At 53.3% G+C, this 17334-nt stretch carries 10 protein-coding genes; all 10 read right to left on the bottom strand.

The window, feature by feature from the left end; all coding sequences use genetic code 11:
• Positions 1–18: 18 nt before the first annotated feature.
• The gene (gyrA, locus tag H8E27_08665; GenBank protein ID MBC8325684.1) at positions 19–2664 is read right to left on the bottom strand and encodes a DNA gyrase subunit A; all 2646 of its coding nucleotides are present in this window, start codon (positions 2662–2664) and stop codon (positions 19–21) included.
• A gap of 10 nt (positions 2665–2674) precedes the next feature.
• On the bottom strand, positions 2675–5197 hold the full coding sequence (gyrB, locus tag H8E27_08660; GenBank protein ID MBC8325683.1) for a DNA topoisomerase (ATP-hydrolyzing) subunit B: 2523 nt from the start codon (positions 5195–5197) through the stop codon (positions 2675–2677).
• Positions 5198–5430: 233 nt separating this feature from the next.
• Positions 5431–5997: a hypothetical protein gene (locus H8E27_08655; GenBank protein ID MBC8325682.1), complete on the bottom strand. Its 567-nt coding sequence runs from the start codon at positions 5995–5997 to the stop codon at positions 5431–5433.
• 21 nt (positions 5998–6018) lie between these two features.
• On the bottom strand, positions 6019–6621 hold the full coding sequence (locus H8E27_08650; GenBank protein MBC8325681.1) for a sigma-70 family RNA polymerase sigma factor: 603 nt from the start codon (positions 6619–6621) through the stop codon (positions 6019–6021).
• A 4-nt stretch (positions 6622–6625) separates the two neighbouring features.
• Positions 6626–7291, bottom strand: a complete 666-nt coding sequence (hisB, locus tag H8E27_08645) for an imidazoleglycerol-phosphate dehydratase HisB (protein MBC8325680.1) — start codon at positions 7289–7291, stop codon at positions 6626–6628.
• 41 nt (positions 7292–7332) lie between these two features.
• A complete protein-coding gene (gene trxB, locus H8E27_08640; GenBank protein ID MBC8325679.1) occupies positions 7333–8271 on the bottom strand; it encodes a thioredoxin-disulfide reductase in 939 nt (312 codons plus the stop codon).
• A gap of 65 nt (positions 8272–8336) precedes the next feature.
• On the bottom strand, positions 8337–12077 hold the full coding sequence (smc, locus tag H8E27_08635) for a chromosome segregation protein SMC (GenBank protein ID MBC8325678.1): 3741 nt from the start codon (positions 12075–12077) through the stop codon (positions 8337–8339).
• 159 nt (positions 12078–12236) lie between these two features.
• Positions 12237–13250, bottom strand: coding sequence for a WYL domain-containing transcriptional regulator (locus H8E27_08630; protein MBC8325677.1), 1014 nt, complete (start codon positions 13248–13250; stop codon positions 12237–12239).
• 12 nt (positions 13251–13262) lie between these two features.
• Positions 13263–14393 (bottom strand): transcription termination factor Rho, encoded by a 1131-nt coding sequence (gene rho, locus H8E27_08625; GenBank protein MBC8325676.1) that lies wholly within the window; start codon positions 14391–14393, stop codon positions 13263–13265.
• Positions 14394–14563: 170 nt separating this feature from the next.
• Entirely contained in the window at positions 14564–15571 is a 1008-nt protein-coding gene (gene cysK / locus H8E27_08620) for a cysteine synthase A (protein ID MBC8325675.1), read from the bottom strand.
• Between the last annotated feature and the right edge of the window lie 1763 nt (positions 15572–17334).

Genomic DNA, 17334 nt, shown 5'->3' with positions numbered 1-17334 from the left:
GCGCCAAACACACTTAAGCTAATCGGCTTCACCCACGTCGCTTTCTTCGGTTTTTTCGACTTCAATTTCACGCTCGGCGGTGATGACGGGTGCAATGTCCTGTAGTCGATCGTTGGAATCAAGCCTCACAATGCGCACTCCCTGTGTATTGCGGCCGGCTTGGCGGATACCTTTCACGCTGGTGCGCACCATTTGGCCGCCGACGGTGATGATCATGATTTCGTCATCGTCATGCACCGTAAGTGCCCCGACCACTTTGCCGGTTTTATTGTTGGTTTTCATCGTGATGATGCCTTTGCCGCCACGACCTTGAACGCGGTACTCGTCAAATTCAGTGCGCTTGCCCACCCCGTTTTCACTGGCGACAAGTAAAGTTGCATCCGGATCAGCGATGGCAAGCGCGATGACGTGATCTTCTTTATTCAACCGAATGCCACGCACACCCGCCGCTGAGCGGCCCATGGTGCGAACGTCTTCTTCGTGGAACCGAATGCTCTTGCCATCGCTAGTGATGAGCACCACGTCGTTCTGACCGGAAGTGAAGCGTGCCTCGATGAGGATGTCGCCCGGAACAATTTTGATGGCGATGATGCCACCGCGACGGACATTTGCAAAATCGCTGAGCGTGGTCTTTTTCACTTTGCCATCGCGTGAAGCGAAAAAGATAAAATATTTCTGTTGCCAAGTAACGTCTGCCTTGTTTTCCCCATAAACAGCTTTCACTCGGATGACATCGGCAATTTTTTCCCCGTGCTTCAGTTCCAGCACATTGGCAATGCTCCGGCCTTTGGAGGCCCGGCCGAGATCTGGAATTTCGTGCACGCGCTCCACATAGGCGCGGCCGGTGTTGGTGAAGAACATCAAATAATCATGTGTGCTTGCCGTGAACAGATGCTCGATAAAGTCGCTTGTATCTTTTTCGGTGGTGGCCTTCCGGGTTTTCATGCCGATGACGCCCTTGCCGCCTCGACGTTGGGCGCGGTATTCGCTGATATTGGTGCGCTTGATGAGACCGTTATGCGTGAGAGTGATAATCACCGCTTCGTTAGCGATAAGGTCTTCGATAGACATCTCGCCTTCGTCTGGTGCGAGGTCCGTGCGTCGCGGGGTGGCGTGCTTCTCGCGGATAGCGGACAGCTCGTCTTTGATGATGGTTAAAACGCGGGATTCCTTGGAAAGAATGTCGAGCAGATCTTTGATTTTTTTGACCAACTCTTTGTATTCGGCGCGCACTTTGTCAATTTCGAGTCCGGTGAGTTGGTAAAGGCGCAGCTCGAGTATGGCGTTGGCCTGCTCTTCACTAAATTCGTATCGACCATTCGTAAGGCGGTCTTTGCTGCGAATGAGTATGCCGAGCTTTTCGACTGCTGCTTTTGTGAAGTCGTGAGCCATTAATTTCACTTTAGCCTCCTCGCGGTTGGAGGATTCGCGAATGATTTTAATAAATTTATCCAAATTGGAAAGCGCGATAAGATAGCCTTCCAACGATTCGGCGCGGCGCTCGGCTTTTTCCAGTTCGAATCGCGTTCGACGCACCACCACTTCGCGGCGATGTTCGATGTAGCAATTGATCGCATCCTTCAGCGGCAATGTCCGCGGCCGACCGTGGTCAATGGCGAGCATGTTAACGCTGAACGACGTCTCCAATTGCGTATGTTTGTAGAGATTGTTAATGACCACTTTGGGCACGGCATCGCGCTTGAGCTCGATGACCACGCGGGTGTTTTCATCCGACTCATCGCGCACGGCGGTGATTTCTGAGAGGATTTTCTCGTTGGCCAGCTCCGCCACGCGGCTGACCAGCGTGGCGCGATTCACGTTGTACGGGATTTCCGTGACAATGATTTGCTGTTTGCCGCCGCGCATTTCCTCCACACCGAGGCGGCCGCGCACTTTCACCGAGCCTTTGCCGGTGCTGAAATACTGCTCGATGGGGCTGAGGCCGCAGATGGTGCAACCGGTCGGGAAGTCCGGCCCCTTCACGTGCTTCATCAATTGTTTGAGCGTGATTTCGGGATTGTCGATTTGCGCGGTGATGCCATCAATGACTTCGCCGAGATTATGCGGTGGCATATTGGTGGCCATACCGACGGCGATGCCGGTGCCGCCATTGACGAGCAAGTTTGGGAAGGCGGCCGGGAACACTGTTGGTTCTGTGAGCCGCTCATCATAGTTAGGCACCCAGTTGACGGTGCCCTTTTCCATATCACTCATTAACGTGCCGCCTAAATGGGTGAGGCGCGCTTCAGTGTAACGCATGGCAGCGGGAGGATCGCCCTCGACACTGCCAAAGTTTCCTTGGCCATCAACGAGGGTGTCTCGCATATTCCATGGTTGAGCCATGTTGACGAGCGTCGGGTAAATGACCGCTTCGCCGTGAGGATGGTAGTTGCCGCTGGTATCACCACAAATCTTGGCGCACTTGAAGTGTTTTTTGGGTGGGTAAAGCGAAAGCTCGTGCATCGCGTAAAGGATGCGGCGTTGCGAGGGCTTGAGACCGTCGCGCGCATCGGGAAGCGCGCGGGAGATGATGACCGACATGGAGTAGTCGAGGAACGAGTTTTTAATCTCGTCGGCGACGTTGATCGGGGCAATCTTCTCGTTTGCGGCGAAAAGCGGGGTAGTGTTTACGGGGAGTTCTTCAGAACTCTTTTTCTTGGCCATGTTGGGTAAATTAGATGTCCAGGTTGCGGACGTTTAATGCGTTGTCTTCAATAAACTGGCGGCGCGGGGGCACCTCGTCGCCCATGAGTTTGGTAAACATATCCTCCGCCTCAACGGCGTCGGTGATTTCGATGCGCAGGAGTTTGCGTGTTTCAGGATTCATCGTAGTATCGAAAAGTTCCTTGGGGTTCATTTCGCCGAGCCCCTTAAATCGTTTGAGCTGAATGCCACGCCGACCGATTTCCTTAACCGTATCGAGGATTTCAGAAACGGAAAACAACGGATGCGCTCGGCCATCGTGGTCACCTTCTATCAGCTCAAAGAGCGGCTTGTCTTGCGCGGCATAATGCTCCATCGGCAACCCCTTGCGATTGAGTTGGCCCAACAATTCCTGAGCCGGCTTGGATTCGTGCAGCTCCACGTGCGTACCGCGACGGGTGTTACTATTTGTAGCAGCAGCTTTGACGGAGCCGTTGGTTTCCTCAGTTTCCTCGTTGCGTTCATCTTCAAATAAGTTGAGATCTGTGTTCTTTTTGGCAAATTTTGCGAATTCTGTATCAGAGTGAAAATAATGGACTGACTCATCATTGCCGTCGCGCACTTTTACCAAATGCGTGGGCAACTCTCCGGATTTTTTGCGCTGCCCGACGTACTCATTAAAATCACCGCCATGTCGCCGGATGGAACGGGCGTATTTATCAAGCGTCTCGAGCAACTCTAAAATTTCACCAAGCTGCTTGGTGTCGAGCGTTTTCTTTTTGTCAACGAGCTTGAGTGTCACATCCTCTGCGCCAAGATTAATCAGAATCTTGTTCAGCTCGTTGTCGTCCTGCACGTACTCCACACGTTTCTTGCGGGAGATTTGGTACAGTGGCGGTTGGGCGATATACATATATCCCTGCTTCAACAGCTCCGGCATCTGCCGGTAAAAAAACGTAAGCAACAGGGTGCGGATGTGACTGCCGTCCACATCCGCATCCGTCATGATGATGACCTTGTGGTAGCGCAACTTGCTAAGGTCGAATGCTCCTTCGGTGTCCCCGTCTCCAATGCCCGTGCCCACGGCGGTGATCATCGTGCGGATCTCCTTGTTCTCCAAAACCTTAATGAGGCGCGCCTTTTCTACGTTGATGAGCTTACCACGCAGCGGAAGGATTGCCTGAAACTTGCGGTCCCGACCCTGTTTGGCGGAGCCCCCCGCCGAGTCACCTTCCACAATATAAAGCTCTGTATTGGCCGGATCACGATCCGAACAATCGGCCAATTTCCCCGGCAACCCGCCACCGGCCATCGCGCTTTTGCGAACCGTTTCCCTTGCCTTGCGGGCGGCTTCGCGCGCACGTGCGGCGGTGAGTCCTTTTTCAATGATTCGTTTGGCGACCGAAGGATTTGTGTCAAAATGATGCATCAAGCCGTCGTAAGTCGCCTTGCTCACGACACCTTCAATTTCGCCATTCACCAGCTTGCCCTTGGTTTGCGAGTTAAAGCGCGGATGCTCCAACTTTACGCTCACCACTGCAACCAGACCTTCGCGCACATCGTCGCCGGAAATGTTCGGGTCTTTTTCTTTCAGTAAATTATTGGCCTTCGCGTGCTGATTAACCGCCCGAGTGAGCGCTGAACGAAAGCCCGTCAGATGCGCGCCGCCATCCGGATTGGGGATTGAGTTTGCGTAGCATAAAATCTGATCGTTGTAGCTGTCGTTGTACTGGATGACCATATCCACGAACACTTCCTCTTTTACTCCACCCACCTCCAGCTCGCTTCGGTTGGCAATCACAACCGGCTTGGCATGCACCAACTGTTTGTTTTTCCCGAGCTGCCGCACAAATTGTTCGATGCCGTCCCGATAGAAAAAGGTCTCCGACTTGTCATCCTCGCGGTCATCAATCAGCGTGATCTCCACGCCCGGATTCAGAAACGCCAATTCCCGCAGGCGGGTTGACAGCAGGTTAAACTGAAACTCCGTGGTGATGGTGAAGATCTGCGCGTCCGGCTTGAAGGTCACCAACGTGCCTGTGCTTTTTGTTTTGCCGATGACTTCCAGCTTGCGCGTCGTCTTGCCTCGCTCGAATTCCATTGTGTGGACTTTGCCATCGCGACTCACCTCCACCTTGAACCATTCCGAAAGCGCGTTCACACACTTCGCGCCCACCCCGTGCAACCCACCTGAAAATTTGTAAGCCCCTTGCCCAAACTTGCCGCCCGCGTGCAGATTGGTGAGCACCAATTCAACTGCCGGGATTTTAAACTTAGGATGGTTGTCCACCGGAATGCCGCGGCCATCATCGCGAATGCTCACCGAACCATCCACGTGAATGGCGATGGTGATGTGATTGCAATAGCCGGCCAGATGCTCGTCGATCGAGTTATCCAGCACCTCAAAAACGCAATGGTGCAGCCCGTGCTCATCGGGATCGCCGATGTACATTCCAGGCCGCTTGCGGACAGCCTCAAGGCCCTCCAGTTTGTCGATTTTCGACGCGTCGTACTTCTGTTCCGCGACTGGTGTCGCCTCCTTTTTATTCGCCATATAAATCCTATGAAACGCCTGTTTTATCGGGCGCAAACTTAAAGGAGAAGTCTACCTGAAATCCAATTTCACGACAAATCTTTTTGTTTGAAATACAGGAATATGACACAAGATGTTGTGCCGCCTGCCAGTCGAGCCCCAAGATGCAGCCGTGTGAATAAGTTTGTAACAAATAAAAAGCGCCCCCAAGCGGGGACGCTGAAAATTAGCCCTTTTTTGCGCTCAGCAAAAAGTTATCGATCAGGGTTCTCGATCGATTCAGGCAACGTATTTGGATCTTCCGGATCCGTCAGGTGACGCGAACCTTGGCTTCCTTGGAAATTGATCACACCCACGCCGTCAGGATCATTGCCAGCTTCCTCCAATATGCCTGCCGATTCAGTAAGCCCAGAGGGCACTGCAGCTGGGGATACCGGAGAGCCGCCAGGCGCGGGAAATGATGGGTTTGGGTTCATTGTGCCAAAATTCATCATTAGAACTACGATAACCCCCAAGCTGCCCACAGGGACCAGCCAGCGTAATGGTGTGCCAGAAGCGATTACGGGAGCGGCATAAGGTTCCACCAACGGCTCTTCCGCCTCAATTTGGCGCTCAACCTGTGACCAGTAAAAATCGCGAGAATCATCAAGAATTGCCTGCTTTTCGCCGAGATGCAGGGCGTTTTCCACCACTCTTAATTCTTCGGAAAGCGCCAAGGCCTCGGAGTTTTGTTCAATCAGCGTGGCGATCTGAGCAGCTTCTTTAGGTGCTAACTCACCGTCCATCCAAGCCTGAATCTTTAGTTCGTCTTCTTGCTTCATTTCGTATCGTTTTCTGTAGACTCACTCTTGCCGTTCTTTCTTCAAAGAAATTAACAGAGTGGCCAATTTTCTTCTGGCATAAAACAACCGGCTCATCACCGTGCCGATGGAACAGTGCATCGCTTTGGCAATCTCCTTGTATTCGAGTCGTTCGAATTCATGTAAAATCAATACGGTGCGATGCTCATAACTGAGCTTTGCCAGGCCCTCATCAATTTGTAAACGAAGCTCTTCGCGCTCCACATTACCGGTGGGGTTGAATTCTTCCACTGGCATCCGCCGCTCCACGCCGCCGGTTTCTTCCTCCATTTGATCAAGTGAATCAGTTTGCTTCCGTTTCCGCTTCCGCAAAAAATCAAGGCACAAATTGATGCAAATCCGAGTCATCCAAGTAGTGAAGCTGGCGTTGTGCTTGAACTGCTTCAAGCGCTGCCAACCTTTCACCCACGCTTCCTGCGAGAGATCCAGGGCCTCATCCTCGTTTCGCAACATACTGAATGCTCGCGCATATATTTTATCACGATGCCGATGGACCAATTCTTCGTAAGGCGGCATTGCACCCTTTTGCGCGGCGCGCACCAGCGCCTCATCTTCGGCATTCGGAATGTCCAGCTTCTTTGCCATTGGCTCAGCCCTTCAATCGACCTTTCGTGCTCGGCACGGTTTGACCAATGCGCGGATCTTTTTGGCAGGCAAAATCCGCTGCCTTCGCAAATGCCTTAAACAACGCTTCCACCACGTGATGCGGCTCCTGCCCGTACAATAATTCTAAGTGCAAGTTGCAACGTGCTTCATTCGCGAAGCCCTGGAAAAATTCGCGCGCCAAACCAAACCGAAACGCGCACGCATCGTCCTGCGCTTTTTCGTGTTTCAAAACCCGAAAGCCAAGCTTGCCCATTCCATTCCAAACTAAATAGGGTCGACCACTGAAATCAATGACACAACGAGCCAGCGTTTCGTCCATCGGCACATGCGCATCGCCCCACAGCGGATTGCGTGGATCGAATCCTGTGCCGTAACGCCGAAGACCGCGCTTTTCGCCGAGCGCCTCATTGTATGCCTGGCCAAGCGCGATCCCGCAATCTTCCACGGCGTGATGAGCATCCACCTCTAAATCGCCCGTACATTTCACTTTGAGATCACACACTGAATGTTTCGCGAAAAGCGTGAGCATGTGGTCAAAAAACGGAATGCCCGTGTCAATCGAGGCCTTGCCTCGGCCGTCGATGTTTAATTTCAGCTGAATCCGGGTCTCGCCCGTGGCGCGTTCTATCTGCGCCGCACGTGCTTTCATGGGTGAGCTTTTATACGCCAAAATAAAGGTGTTTGCGATGTTTATTGACCTTCGCTGGCAAGCAATCGCTCCGCCTCGATGGCGGCGGCGCATCCCATGCCGGCGGCGGTAATGGCTTGCCGATACACTTTATCCGAGCAATCGCCGGCCACAAATACGCCGGCCACGCTTGTTTGCGCTCCCTCTTTACGGGTGATATATCCGGCGTCATCCATGTCCAGTTGCCCTTTGAAGATTTGGGTATTGGGCACATGGCCAATGGCGATGAATACACCGGCGCATTGGATAGTTTGCTCAGCGTTGGTTTGATTATTCCGTAATCGCACGCCGCTCACCTGTTCGTCGCCGAGAATCTCTTCCACTTCCGAATCCCAAACCATTTCGATTTTTTCATTTTCGAGCGTGCGATCGGCCATGATTTTTGATGCGCGTAATTCATCACGCCGGTGCACTAGATAAACTTTGCTGGCGAACCGTGTTAAAAAAGTTGCTTCTTCGCAGGCTGAATCACCGCCACCCACTACCACCAATGGTTGGTCGCGAAACATCGGTAATGCTCCATCGCACGTGGCGCAATAAGTGACACCTTTTTTATCGAGCCGCGCTTCGCTATCCAACCCAAGATGCCGGTGCCCTGCTCCGCTGGCGATGATAAGTGCCTGGGCCCGCATCGATTCGCCATCAACGGTGAGCCTAAACGGTCGCTCACTCAGGTCGACCGCTTCGACGGTACTGCCAAATTTCACTTTCGCCCCAAACCGTTCGGCTTGTTGCTGCATGTTGATCATTAATTCCGTGCCATCAATTCCCTCGGGAAAGCCCGGGTAGTTTTCCACAATACTCGTAGTGGTAAGCAGCCCGCCTGGCATCGCGCCGGTAAGCACAGTGGGCGCAAGCTGTGCTCGCGCTGAGTATAAAGCGGCAGTGAGACCGGCGCAACCGGAGCCAATGATGACGATTTGTTCGGAGTCCTCTAACATGCGGCGGGAACGCTACGCATCTGCCCCAATGTTTGCAAGGGCAAGCTTTTGGGGGGAGCTCGAGATTATTTGGCGAGGAAGACTTCCTCGTCCTCAGTAACGTCCGGCACTCCTCCGAGAGTGTCTTGGGAAACGATTCGGTCTGTTTCGGGCGGGTCGTCGGCCTGATTTGAATGAAATTTTACACTGACAATTTTGCTCACACCCCGTTCCTGCATCGTGACGCCGTACAATACATTCGCCGCCGCAATGGTGCGCTTGCTGTGGGTGATCACGATGAATTGCGAGTAGGCGAGGAACTCTTTGAGTTTTTTCACGTACCGCTCGATGTTAGCGTCATCGAGCGGTGCGTCCAATTCGTCAAGCACACAAAAAGGACTGGGTTTCACTTGGTAAAGTGCAAATAAAAGCGCGACGGCGGTCATGGTTTGTTCGCCACCGGAAAGCAAGCTGATGCTGCGCAGCTGTTTGCCTGGAGGTGAAGCTACGATTTCAACGCCGGCTTCAAGGACATCTGTTTCCTCGGTGAGCACAAGGTTGGCTTTGCCGCCCCCGAAGAGATCGGGGAACATTTTCTGAAAATTCCCCCGCACTTTCTCAAAGGTTTCTGTGAACATTTCGCGTGACTGTTTGTCGATGCGGGTAATCACTTCCTGCAATTCGGCTTTGGCGTTAACCAAATCATCATGTTGGGTGTTGAGAAAAGTATGGCGTTCCTCAATTTCCTCGTACTCGTCGATGGCCACTAAATTGACCGGCCCCATACCATCAATTTTTTCCTGCAAAGCGCTGACCTGTCCACTCACTGCATCCCAGTCTGTCGCCGCTGCCTCGCCCGCCATTTCTTCGGCTGTGACCGTTTCGGTGGTGGTTTGACCATTATCCGTGATTTTAATGGTCACGCATTCACCGCGCACTTCGTGAAGATTTACGGTGTACTTTTCGCGAATGCGTTCCACAAGTTGCTCTTGTGCCATTCTTTTTTGAGTCAGTTCCACTTCAATCTCACCCTTGCGTTCTTGCAGTTCGGTGAGCGAATTGCGTTTTTCGGAAAGCTCCATCTCGCGGCGCTCGGCTCCGGCAGCCTGTTGGTTTCGTTGCTGCGTCAATTGCGCGGATTGCTCGCCGGCCGTTTCGCGCTCAATGCGCAACCGATCGATCTCGCGGCGGGACTCGACGTTCTGTGCTTCAAACTGCACTTTGCGCTCCGCGCTTTCGCTTAGCACTTGTTGTGCGCGTTCGAGGGTCCGCTGCAGTTCCTCCAGTCGTTGCTCCATTGGCGTCTTGCGTTCAAGCAGCGAATTTTCGCGCTCCTCGGCCTTGGACAGCGCCACTTTCGCCTCCGTCAAATCCTCAATGGCGGTTTCACGTCGCTCGCGTTGTTCGTGAATAAAAAGGTCATGCTCATCCAACGCTTCTTGAAAGCTGCGCGCCCGATCTTCCATTTCACGAATACGCGAAGCCAAACCTTGCGCCCTGCCTTTGGCGCCTTCCTCCTGCTCAGCAAGGTTTCGCACTTCAAACACCACGGTATCAATTTTCTGATGGAGCAGCTCACGCGAATTCTGAAGTGCGTTGAATTCTCCCTTTGAAGTTGCTACAGCAACTTCACGGTCACTCAATTCGTCGCGGGCATTTTGCAGGCCTGCTTGAAGTTCAGTTTGCTCTGCCAATAATTGCCCTTTATGGCGACTGGCTTCGTCTATCTCGCGCGCAAGTGAGCTAAGTTGCCGGTCGAGCTCATCCACTTGATTGCGACGTGCGAGCACCGAGGTGTGGTCTTTCTCATTCGCGTGCCCGCGCCCCCCGGTATAAATGCCTTGTTGACTGAGTGACTCGCCTTGATGCGTGACATAGTCAAACCGGCCGGGGTTTGCGCGCCATAATCGCGTGGCGGTTTCCAGCGTGTCGACAATTACTGTCCGCCCCAGTAAGGTTTGCAATAACGGCTGGTTACGGTCATCCGTTTCCACCACGTGTAATGCGAGCGTGCCTTCAGCGGGCAAATCACTCGCAGGGATTGCGCCGCCACGCTCACGTAAAAGCTCCAGCGCCACGATGCTCGCACGCCCCTGCTCGCCGCTGGCGAGGTGGCCAAGCATATCGTTGGCATGCGTAAATTGATCGGTAAGCACGAGCTGCAGATTCGCACCGAGAGCAGCCTCCACGGCACGCACGTGTTGATCCGGCACTCGAATTTGGTCAGCCAAGGAGCCCAGAGCCGCATCAAAATGTGAAAGCACTGCCTGCGCCCCCGCGCTGAAGCCCTCTTTGTTTTCGATAAGTTGTTGCAGCACGTCGCGGCGCGCTTTGGCCTCAGCTTGGCTCTGGAGTTGAGCATCGAGCGCATCGTCCACAGTATTCAGCTCATCGGTTAATTGGGCGAGTCGGATCTGCCTTTCCTCAACTGTGCCGCGATGGGATTGGACGTGCAACGAATCCCCCGCAACCTGTTTTTCAAATTCAGAAAGCCTGTCTTCCAGCTTAACACGCTCTTCTTCTAGTTGAATTTTCTCCGCTGAAAGTTTTTCCAATCGCACGGCGTTCCCTTGCTTCTGCAAATCCAACGCGGTCAAATCGTTGCGGGTATGGGTGAGGCGGTTTTGCAATTCACCGGATTCAGATTGGGCCTGCTGCTGTTCGGCTTGGCGAGCACGAATGCCCGAGTCAATTGAATCGAGCACACCGCGCTTTTCGGCAACGTGCTGATTGGCGCGCTCAAGTGAATGCCCTGAGTCACCGAGTTGCTGATTGATGCTCTCCAGCTCGGCATCCACCTGTTTGCGGCGCTCCTGTGCCCCGGAGATGTCAACCTCGGCTTCGGCGTGCTGAACACCCAACTCCCCCATCCGCTGCTCGTTAAACTGAATTCGATTCTCGTGCCGGTCGGTTTCGGATTTCAACTCGAGCCCCTTAGTTTGGGCCGCATTGACCTGCCGATCAAGATCGGCCAGCAATTCACGCAGTTGCTTGAGCGCAGATTCTTCTTCAATAATGCCGCTGGAATGGGCCTCAAGGCTGTCGCGAATCTGATCTGACTCTTCACGAATGGATTTCAAAGCCGCATCGATCGCATCAAATTCATGACGAGCAAGTTGCGTTTCGAGGTGCTTCAGTTCGTCCATTATTTTCTGGAAACGCCTCGCTTTTCCGGCTTGGCGCTGGAGGGAACCGATCTGGCGCTTCACCTCGCGGATCGTGTCATCCAATCGCAGTAAATTTTGTTCCGTGTAATCGAGTTTACGAAGCGCTTCTTTTTTCTGCTGTTTGAATTTGGTGATGCCGGCCGCCTCCTCAAAAACTGCGCGGCGCTCCATCGGGCGGCTTTGGATAATGTGCGTGATCTGGCCCTGGGCCATAATGCTGTAACTATTGCGACCGACGCCGGTTCCCATAAAGAGTTGCTGCACATCACGCAGGCGACAACCGGTGCCATTGAGAAAATACTCGCTACCTCCATCACGAAACACTCGCCGCGTAACGGTGACTTCATTGAACTCCAAGTCCACCCCGGCAGCACTGAGATTTGCTTCATCCACGTCACCAATCGTAAGTGACACCTCGGCCATGCCGGTTGCCTTGCGTCCACGGGCACCATCAGTTCCGCTGAAAATGACATCCGCCATTTCTCCGCCGCGTAACGCTTTGGCAGATTGCTCGCCAAGTACCCAGCGAATGGCATCAGAAATATTGGATTTTCCGCAGCCATTAGGACCGACGACGGCGGTGATTCCCGGCTCGAAACTCAGGGTTGTCTTGTCAGCAAAACTTTTAAACCCGATCGCCTTTAGGCTTTTCAAATACATGTGGACCTCCTTGTGCCTTGCAGAGCGGAACACTGGCAATCAAAAACCCACAATATAAGGTGTGAGTTATGCACACCCACCCCCACAGGTGGATTGCCGCTCAAATTCAACACCAAAAGATTTTAGCGGTTTTAGAACAGTTGGCGAGCGAAAAAGTGGTTATTTCTTTAAAATCGCCCGAGCTTCATTCTCGATGGATTGCAATAATTCCTTGGGGGCAATCACTTTTGCTTCGCCGCCCCAGCCGAGAATCCATCGGCGAATGTCGGTTAGGTGGCTCAGCTTGAGTGAAATTTCGACCCCGCCGTTTTTCATCTGTTTGAGTTTTTGGGTCGGATGCCATTGCTTTTCACAAATGAACGGCGCAGCAGTTTTGGTGAATTGGATACGGATATCATATGAATCATTACCGGAGAACGGGCCGAAGGCCCCGGAGAGGTGCTGGTCGAGCGAAAACGAATCGGGACGCTTGAATTTTTGTCCAGTGATTGTTGCCGATTCCATCCGCGTAGGCACGAAGCAGCGGATGTCCTTTTGTTTATGGTCGTAGGCGTAAAGATACCAATCATTGTTGATGTTGGAAATTTGGTAGGGATCAATGATGCGTTTTTCGGGTGCGGCATTGGGCTTGGTGTAAATGATTTCTAACTGGCGCCCTTTGGCCACAGATTTGAATAGCAGATCAAAAATTTTCTCATCCACTTCCACCTTGCCTGTGGAGCGTACGTCTAATGCATCGTCCCAATCACTGAGGCGGACGGAAACGGTGTCCGGCAGGGACTCGGAAATTTTCCTGAACGCGGTGCTCAGTTGCTTTTCGAAAACGGTTCCGCGATATTGTTGCAATACTTTTTCGGCAACGAGCAACGCAAAGAGTTCGCCCTCGTCGATTTGCAGCATTGGAAATGAATCCACGGGTGCAGTGTAATGGTATCCGTTCCGGGAGGCATCATATTCGATGGGCAGATTAAATCGATCGCGCATAAACCCAATATCGCGATGGATGGTTTTGGTGGTGACTTCCAATTTATCCGCAAGTGACGTGGCGTTGGGATAATTGCCGCGTTGCACCATATCGTGAATTTGCAGCATCCGCGCATAGGGCGGGCGCGATTTTAGATCAGCGGGTCGGCCTCGCTTTAGTTTTTTCGATGCCCCCGTGGTGCGTGCCATAGGGTGGATAATCTAGGTTTTTAACTTAGAAAGCAACTCCACGTTGGTTGGGTGTTTTTTCAGCGCGCCGATCAACGTTTCCATTGCCTGAACGGGATCCAGATCAATCATGGTCCGGCGCAGTTTGTGGATGGCACCGAGGTGCTCTTCCGGAAAGAGTTTCTCTTCTTTGCGGGTGCCGCTCTTGGGGATGTCGATCGCCGGATAGAGGCGCCGTTCCGCAAGTTTTTTATCGAGGATCAACTCCATGTTACCGGTGCCCTTGAACTCCTGGAAAATCAGTTCGTCCATTCGACTGCCAGTGTCCACCAGCGCAGTGGCAAGAATCGTGAGTGAGCCGCCCCCTTCGATGTTGCGCGCGGCGGCGAACATCCGGCGCGGAATCTCAAGCGCACGCGCATCCACACCGCCGGACATTGTGCGGCCGCTTCCGGTGTTAACGTTGTTGTAAGCGCGAGCGATGCGGGTGATGGAATCCATCAACACAAAAACATCCTGACCGCACTCGACCATTCGACGGCAGCGCTCGATCATAAACCGCGATAGTCGCACGTGCGTTTCGAGGTCCATATCGTTGGAGGAGGCAACCACCTCTGCATCCACGGAGCGCTCGAAGTCGGTGACTTCCTCGGGGCGCTCGTCGATGAGCATCACAATGGTTTTTACCTCAGGATGGTTGGTGGTCACGGCGTTGCAAATTTGCTTAAGGATGGTGGTCTTCCCCGTGCGCGGGGGGGAGACAATCATCCCGCGGGTGCCTTTGCCGATAGGAGTAACGAGGTCGATGATGCGCGTCTCGATACTGTCGGGCTCGGTCTCGAGATTAAATTTATCCACCGGGTCGATGGTGGTTAGGTTTTCGAACCGCGCGCATTCAGTGTATTCCTTGAACGGCATTTCGTTCACGGTGTAAATTTCCTTAAGTTGCGGACTGTGGCCTTTGTGGGGCGGGACGAGCCTGCCTTGAATGTGGCACCCTTCGCGGAGGTAGTGGCGCCGAATGGTGTCGGGCGTCACAAAAACGTCGCTGGGCTTGGACTGGAACCGGTTGCCCGGTGAGCGCAGGAACCCAAAGCCTTTGTCGGAGATTTCGAGGTAGCCTTCGCCTTCTTCGGGCCACTCGGTCTTATTATTTTTTCCCATGATAAAAATTGGTGTGTGCAAACATGCGCAACAGAATCGAAACAAGTATGGCCTGCAACGAGACGATCGAACGGGGATACCCTTCGCGGACTGAATCCGAGATGGGGGCGTTAGCCGCGGATATTTAGGGGCAAGCCAACGGAGTTGGCAATAACTTTTTTCAGCAAATATTAAGCCGCAGGGTCTTGAACCGGCAGTTCGGCGACCGCCATTCGTGCTTCTTCTGCTAACGGAGTGCTCAGGTAACGTTCACCGGTGGAGGGCGCGATTGTCACAATAGTCTTCCCGGCATTCTCCGGCCGACGGGCTACCTCGAGTGCAGCCACAACGTTTGCACCCGTGGAAATGCCGCAAAGTATGCCCTCTGTTTTGGCAAGTGTACGGGCCATCGCAAACGAATCATCATTGCTTACTTTTATGCATTCAGCGATTTGGGTGTCACCGGCTTCGGAGGTTAAGTGGAGGTTGCCTGGGATAAAACCGGCACCGGTGCCTTGAATTTTATGCGGGCCGGGTGTGAGTTCTTCTCCGGCAATGGTTTGTGAAATCACTGGAGAATCTGCCGGCTCCACGGCGATGCCCTGAAATGATTCTTTGCGGGGGTGGATGACTTCGTAGCATCCGGTCAAGGTGCCGCCGGTGCCCACGCCAGCGACGACAAAATCTACCGCCCCGTCAGTGTCCGTCCAAATTTCTTCGGCGGTGGTTTTACGGTGGATGGCGGGATTGGCCGGGTTTTCAAATTGTTGAGGGATCCAAGAGTTGGGCGTTTGGGCGGCCAGTTTTTCTGCCATTGCAATGGCGCCTTTCATTCCCTTTGCGGCTGGTGTGAGGACGAGGTCCGCGCCGAGCATCGCCAGCAAGGTGCGGCGCTCCAGCGACATACTTTCGGGCATGGTTAAAATGAGTTTGTAGCCTTTAGCGGCCGCGACAAAAGCGAGGGCGATGCCGGTATTGCCACTGGTGGGCTCGATGATGATGGTGTCTTTTGTGAGCGTCCCGTCAGCTTCTGCAGTTTCAATCATAGACTGACCGATGCGATCCTTCACGCTGGAGAGTGGGTTGAAGAATTCGCACTTGAGCAGGACGTTGGCGTCGATGCCTTCGGTGACTTTGTTGAGCCGGACGAGCGGAGTGCCGCCGACGGTTTGCACGATGTTGTCGTAGATTTTACCCATAATCGAAAAGTGGTGAGGGCTGATTGAGCACGGAAGCAGTGCTTCGGGCAAGGTTTTTGTGCCGCTTCTGCCCGATGCTGTTTGCCGAAAAGATCTGGGATAGAAATTGGGGTTTCCTTATCCGAGAACTTTTTCCGAGAACTTTTTGCCCGCATGAAAATTTCGCGTGAACACAAAAAGTCCCTGCCGGACCGAAGTCCAGCAGGGACAAATTGGGGGGTGGGCGCTCGCCACGCGCTCTTTCCCGATGCAACCATTGGGCACCCGCAATGCGGGTCGGTTGCTCCCCGACGCCATTCTCCGTGACTCGCGGAGTTGTCGGCCTCATAGCAGGGCCGTCCAAGGCCTCTCGGCACATGAATTATTGGGTGAGGTTTATAAGCCCGCTTCAGCCAGTAGTTGCGGCCACCGACCTGCGGACCAGACTTGGACGCGGATGTGAACTTTTCACCTCCAAGCCATCTAGCACGGGTCTGCCACCGCTTTTGACGGTGCGTTGGCCCTTGCCACGGGTCTCGCCTCTTACCCCTCAGATTACCATTTCGTTCACATGGCAGCGCTACAGTTTTTGTATCGCCACCGCGTTGGATGGTTTTCACGGCCGTTGTCTTAGGCTCGTGGCCATCCCGACGGGATCCCCAGCTTTGTCCCTCCTTTCGGAGGATTTCGTCTGGCTGACCGTTTCCGGTCAATTTTTGTTTCCCGCCGTGCTGATGCTTCAGTAGGTAATCAACACCCTCTGGGCAACTGTTTTCTGTGCTCGCTCGAAACGGGCTCGCACGTACTTAACTCAGTCCCGCACCCCGAAGGACTTGCGACCGGGCTGTGTCCGGCAACTGTCACGAATGATCGGGTTCACCGAAGTGAGCCTGACGCGTGTCAGCGCGTTTTCCAGCCAGCTCGGGGCGGTTTCTAGTCGGGCTTGCGCCCGTTCGCCCCTAACCTCATGAGTATCTTTTTCGCATTTCGATGGCGTGCGACCGCCACCGGATACTCACGTGAACTGTGCCTCCTTCACGCTCGGTTTTTCCCGATTCCAAACGGCCATCAGATCACCGAAGTGATTTCCAACCGAATTTCACCGCAAATCCGTCGCGCTTCAAAGGGGGCAGTCGAATCAGCCTCGCCTGCCCTTTCTCCCAGTTCTCCTGGGTTTTATCCTGAGAGTTTCCTGCCGGTTGCCCGGCACTTCACTCTGTTCTTTCAAGGAACCTTAGCCCCAGCGATTGCTCGCGGAACTAAGAACAAGTTACCACGTTTTCGGGGGTTGGCTAGTAGATATTGTGAACAGCTTATCCCCAAATATTGCGTTTTTTGATCGAGTGAAGATTGCTGGAAAGCCTTATTTTTAGGGTCTGAACTGGGTGATTGTGAAAACTTTCTCAAGGTGGGCAAAAATGTGAGTTCCAGCTTGTGAATAAATCTGAAATTAAGATCACAAAAAAAGCCCCGTTGAGGGGCTTGCGAAGGTGATGTGGCTGGATTATTTGCTGCCTTTGCTATTGGCCTTTTTGCGTTTGAGATAGTCAATGCGACGGCGGCGTTTTTGTACTTTATTGGTTTGTTGACCCATAGTGAATTAGTTCCTCTTTACTGTGTTTGGTTTTCCGTGTTGCCTTGGGGAGTATGGAACGGATGACGGGAGCGTGCAATTTAATTCTGGCTGCCAGTCTTGTGCTCCCGTGTTTTGCGGGCTGCAAGTTACCCGCTCGCAATACAGGGAACGAATACGAAATGGCAATCTTCGGCCAAGCACTCACGGG

This window comes from Limisphaerales bacterium, from assembly GCA_014382585.1.
Taxonomy (GTDB): domain Bacteria; phylum Verrucomicrobiota; class Verrucomicrobiia; order Limisphaerales; family UBA1100; genus JACNJL01.
The sequence above is the reverse complement of the archived record's forward strand: the minus strand, read 5'-3'. Positions and strand labels throughout refer to the sequence as shown.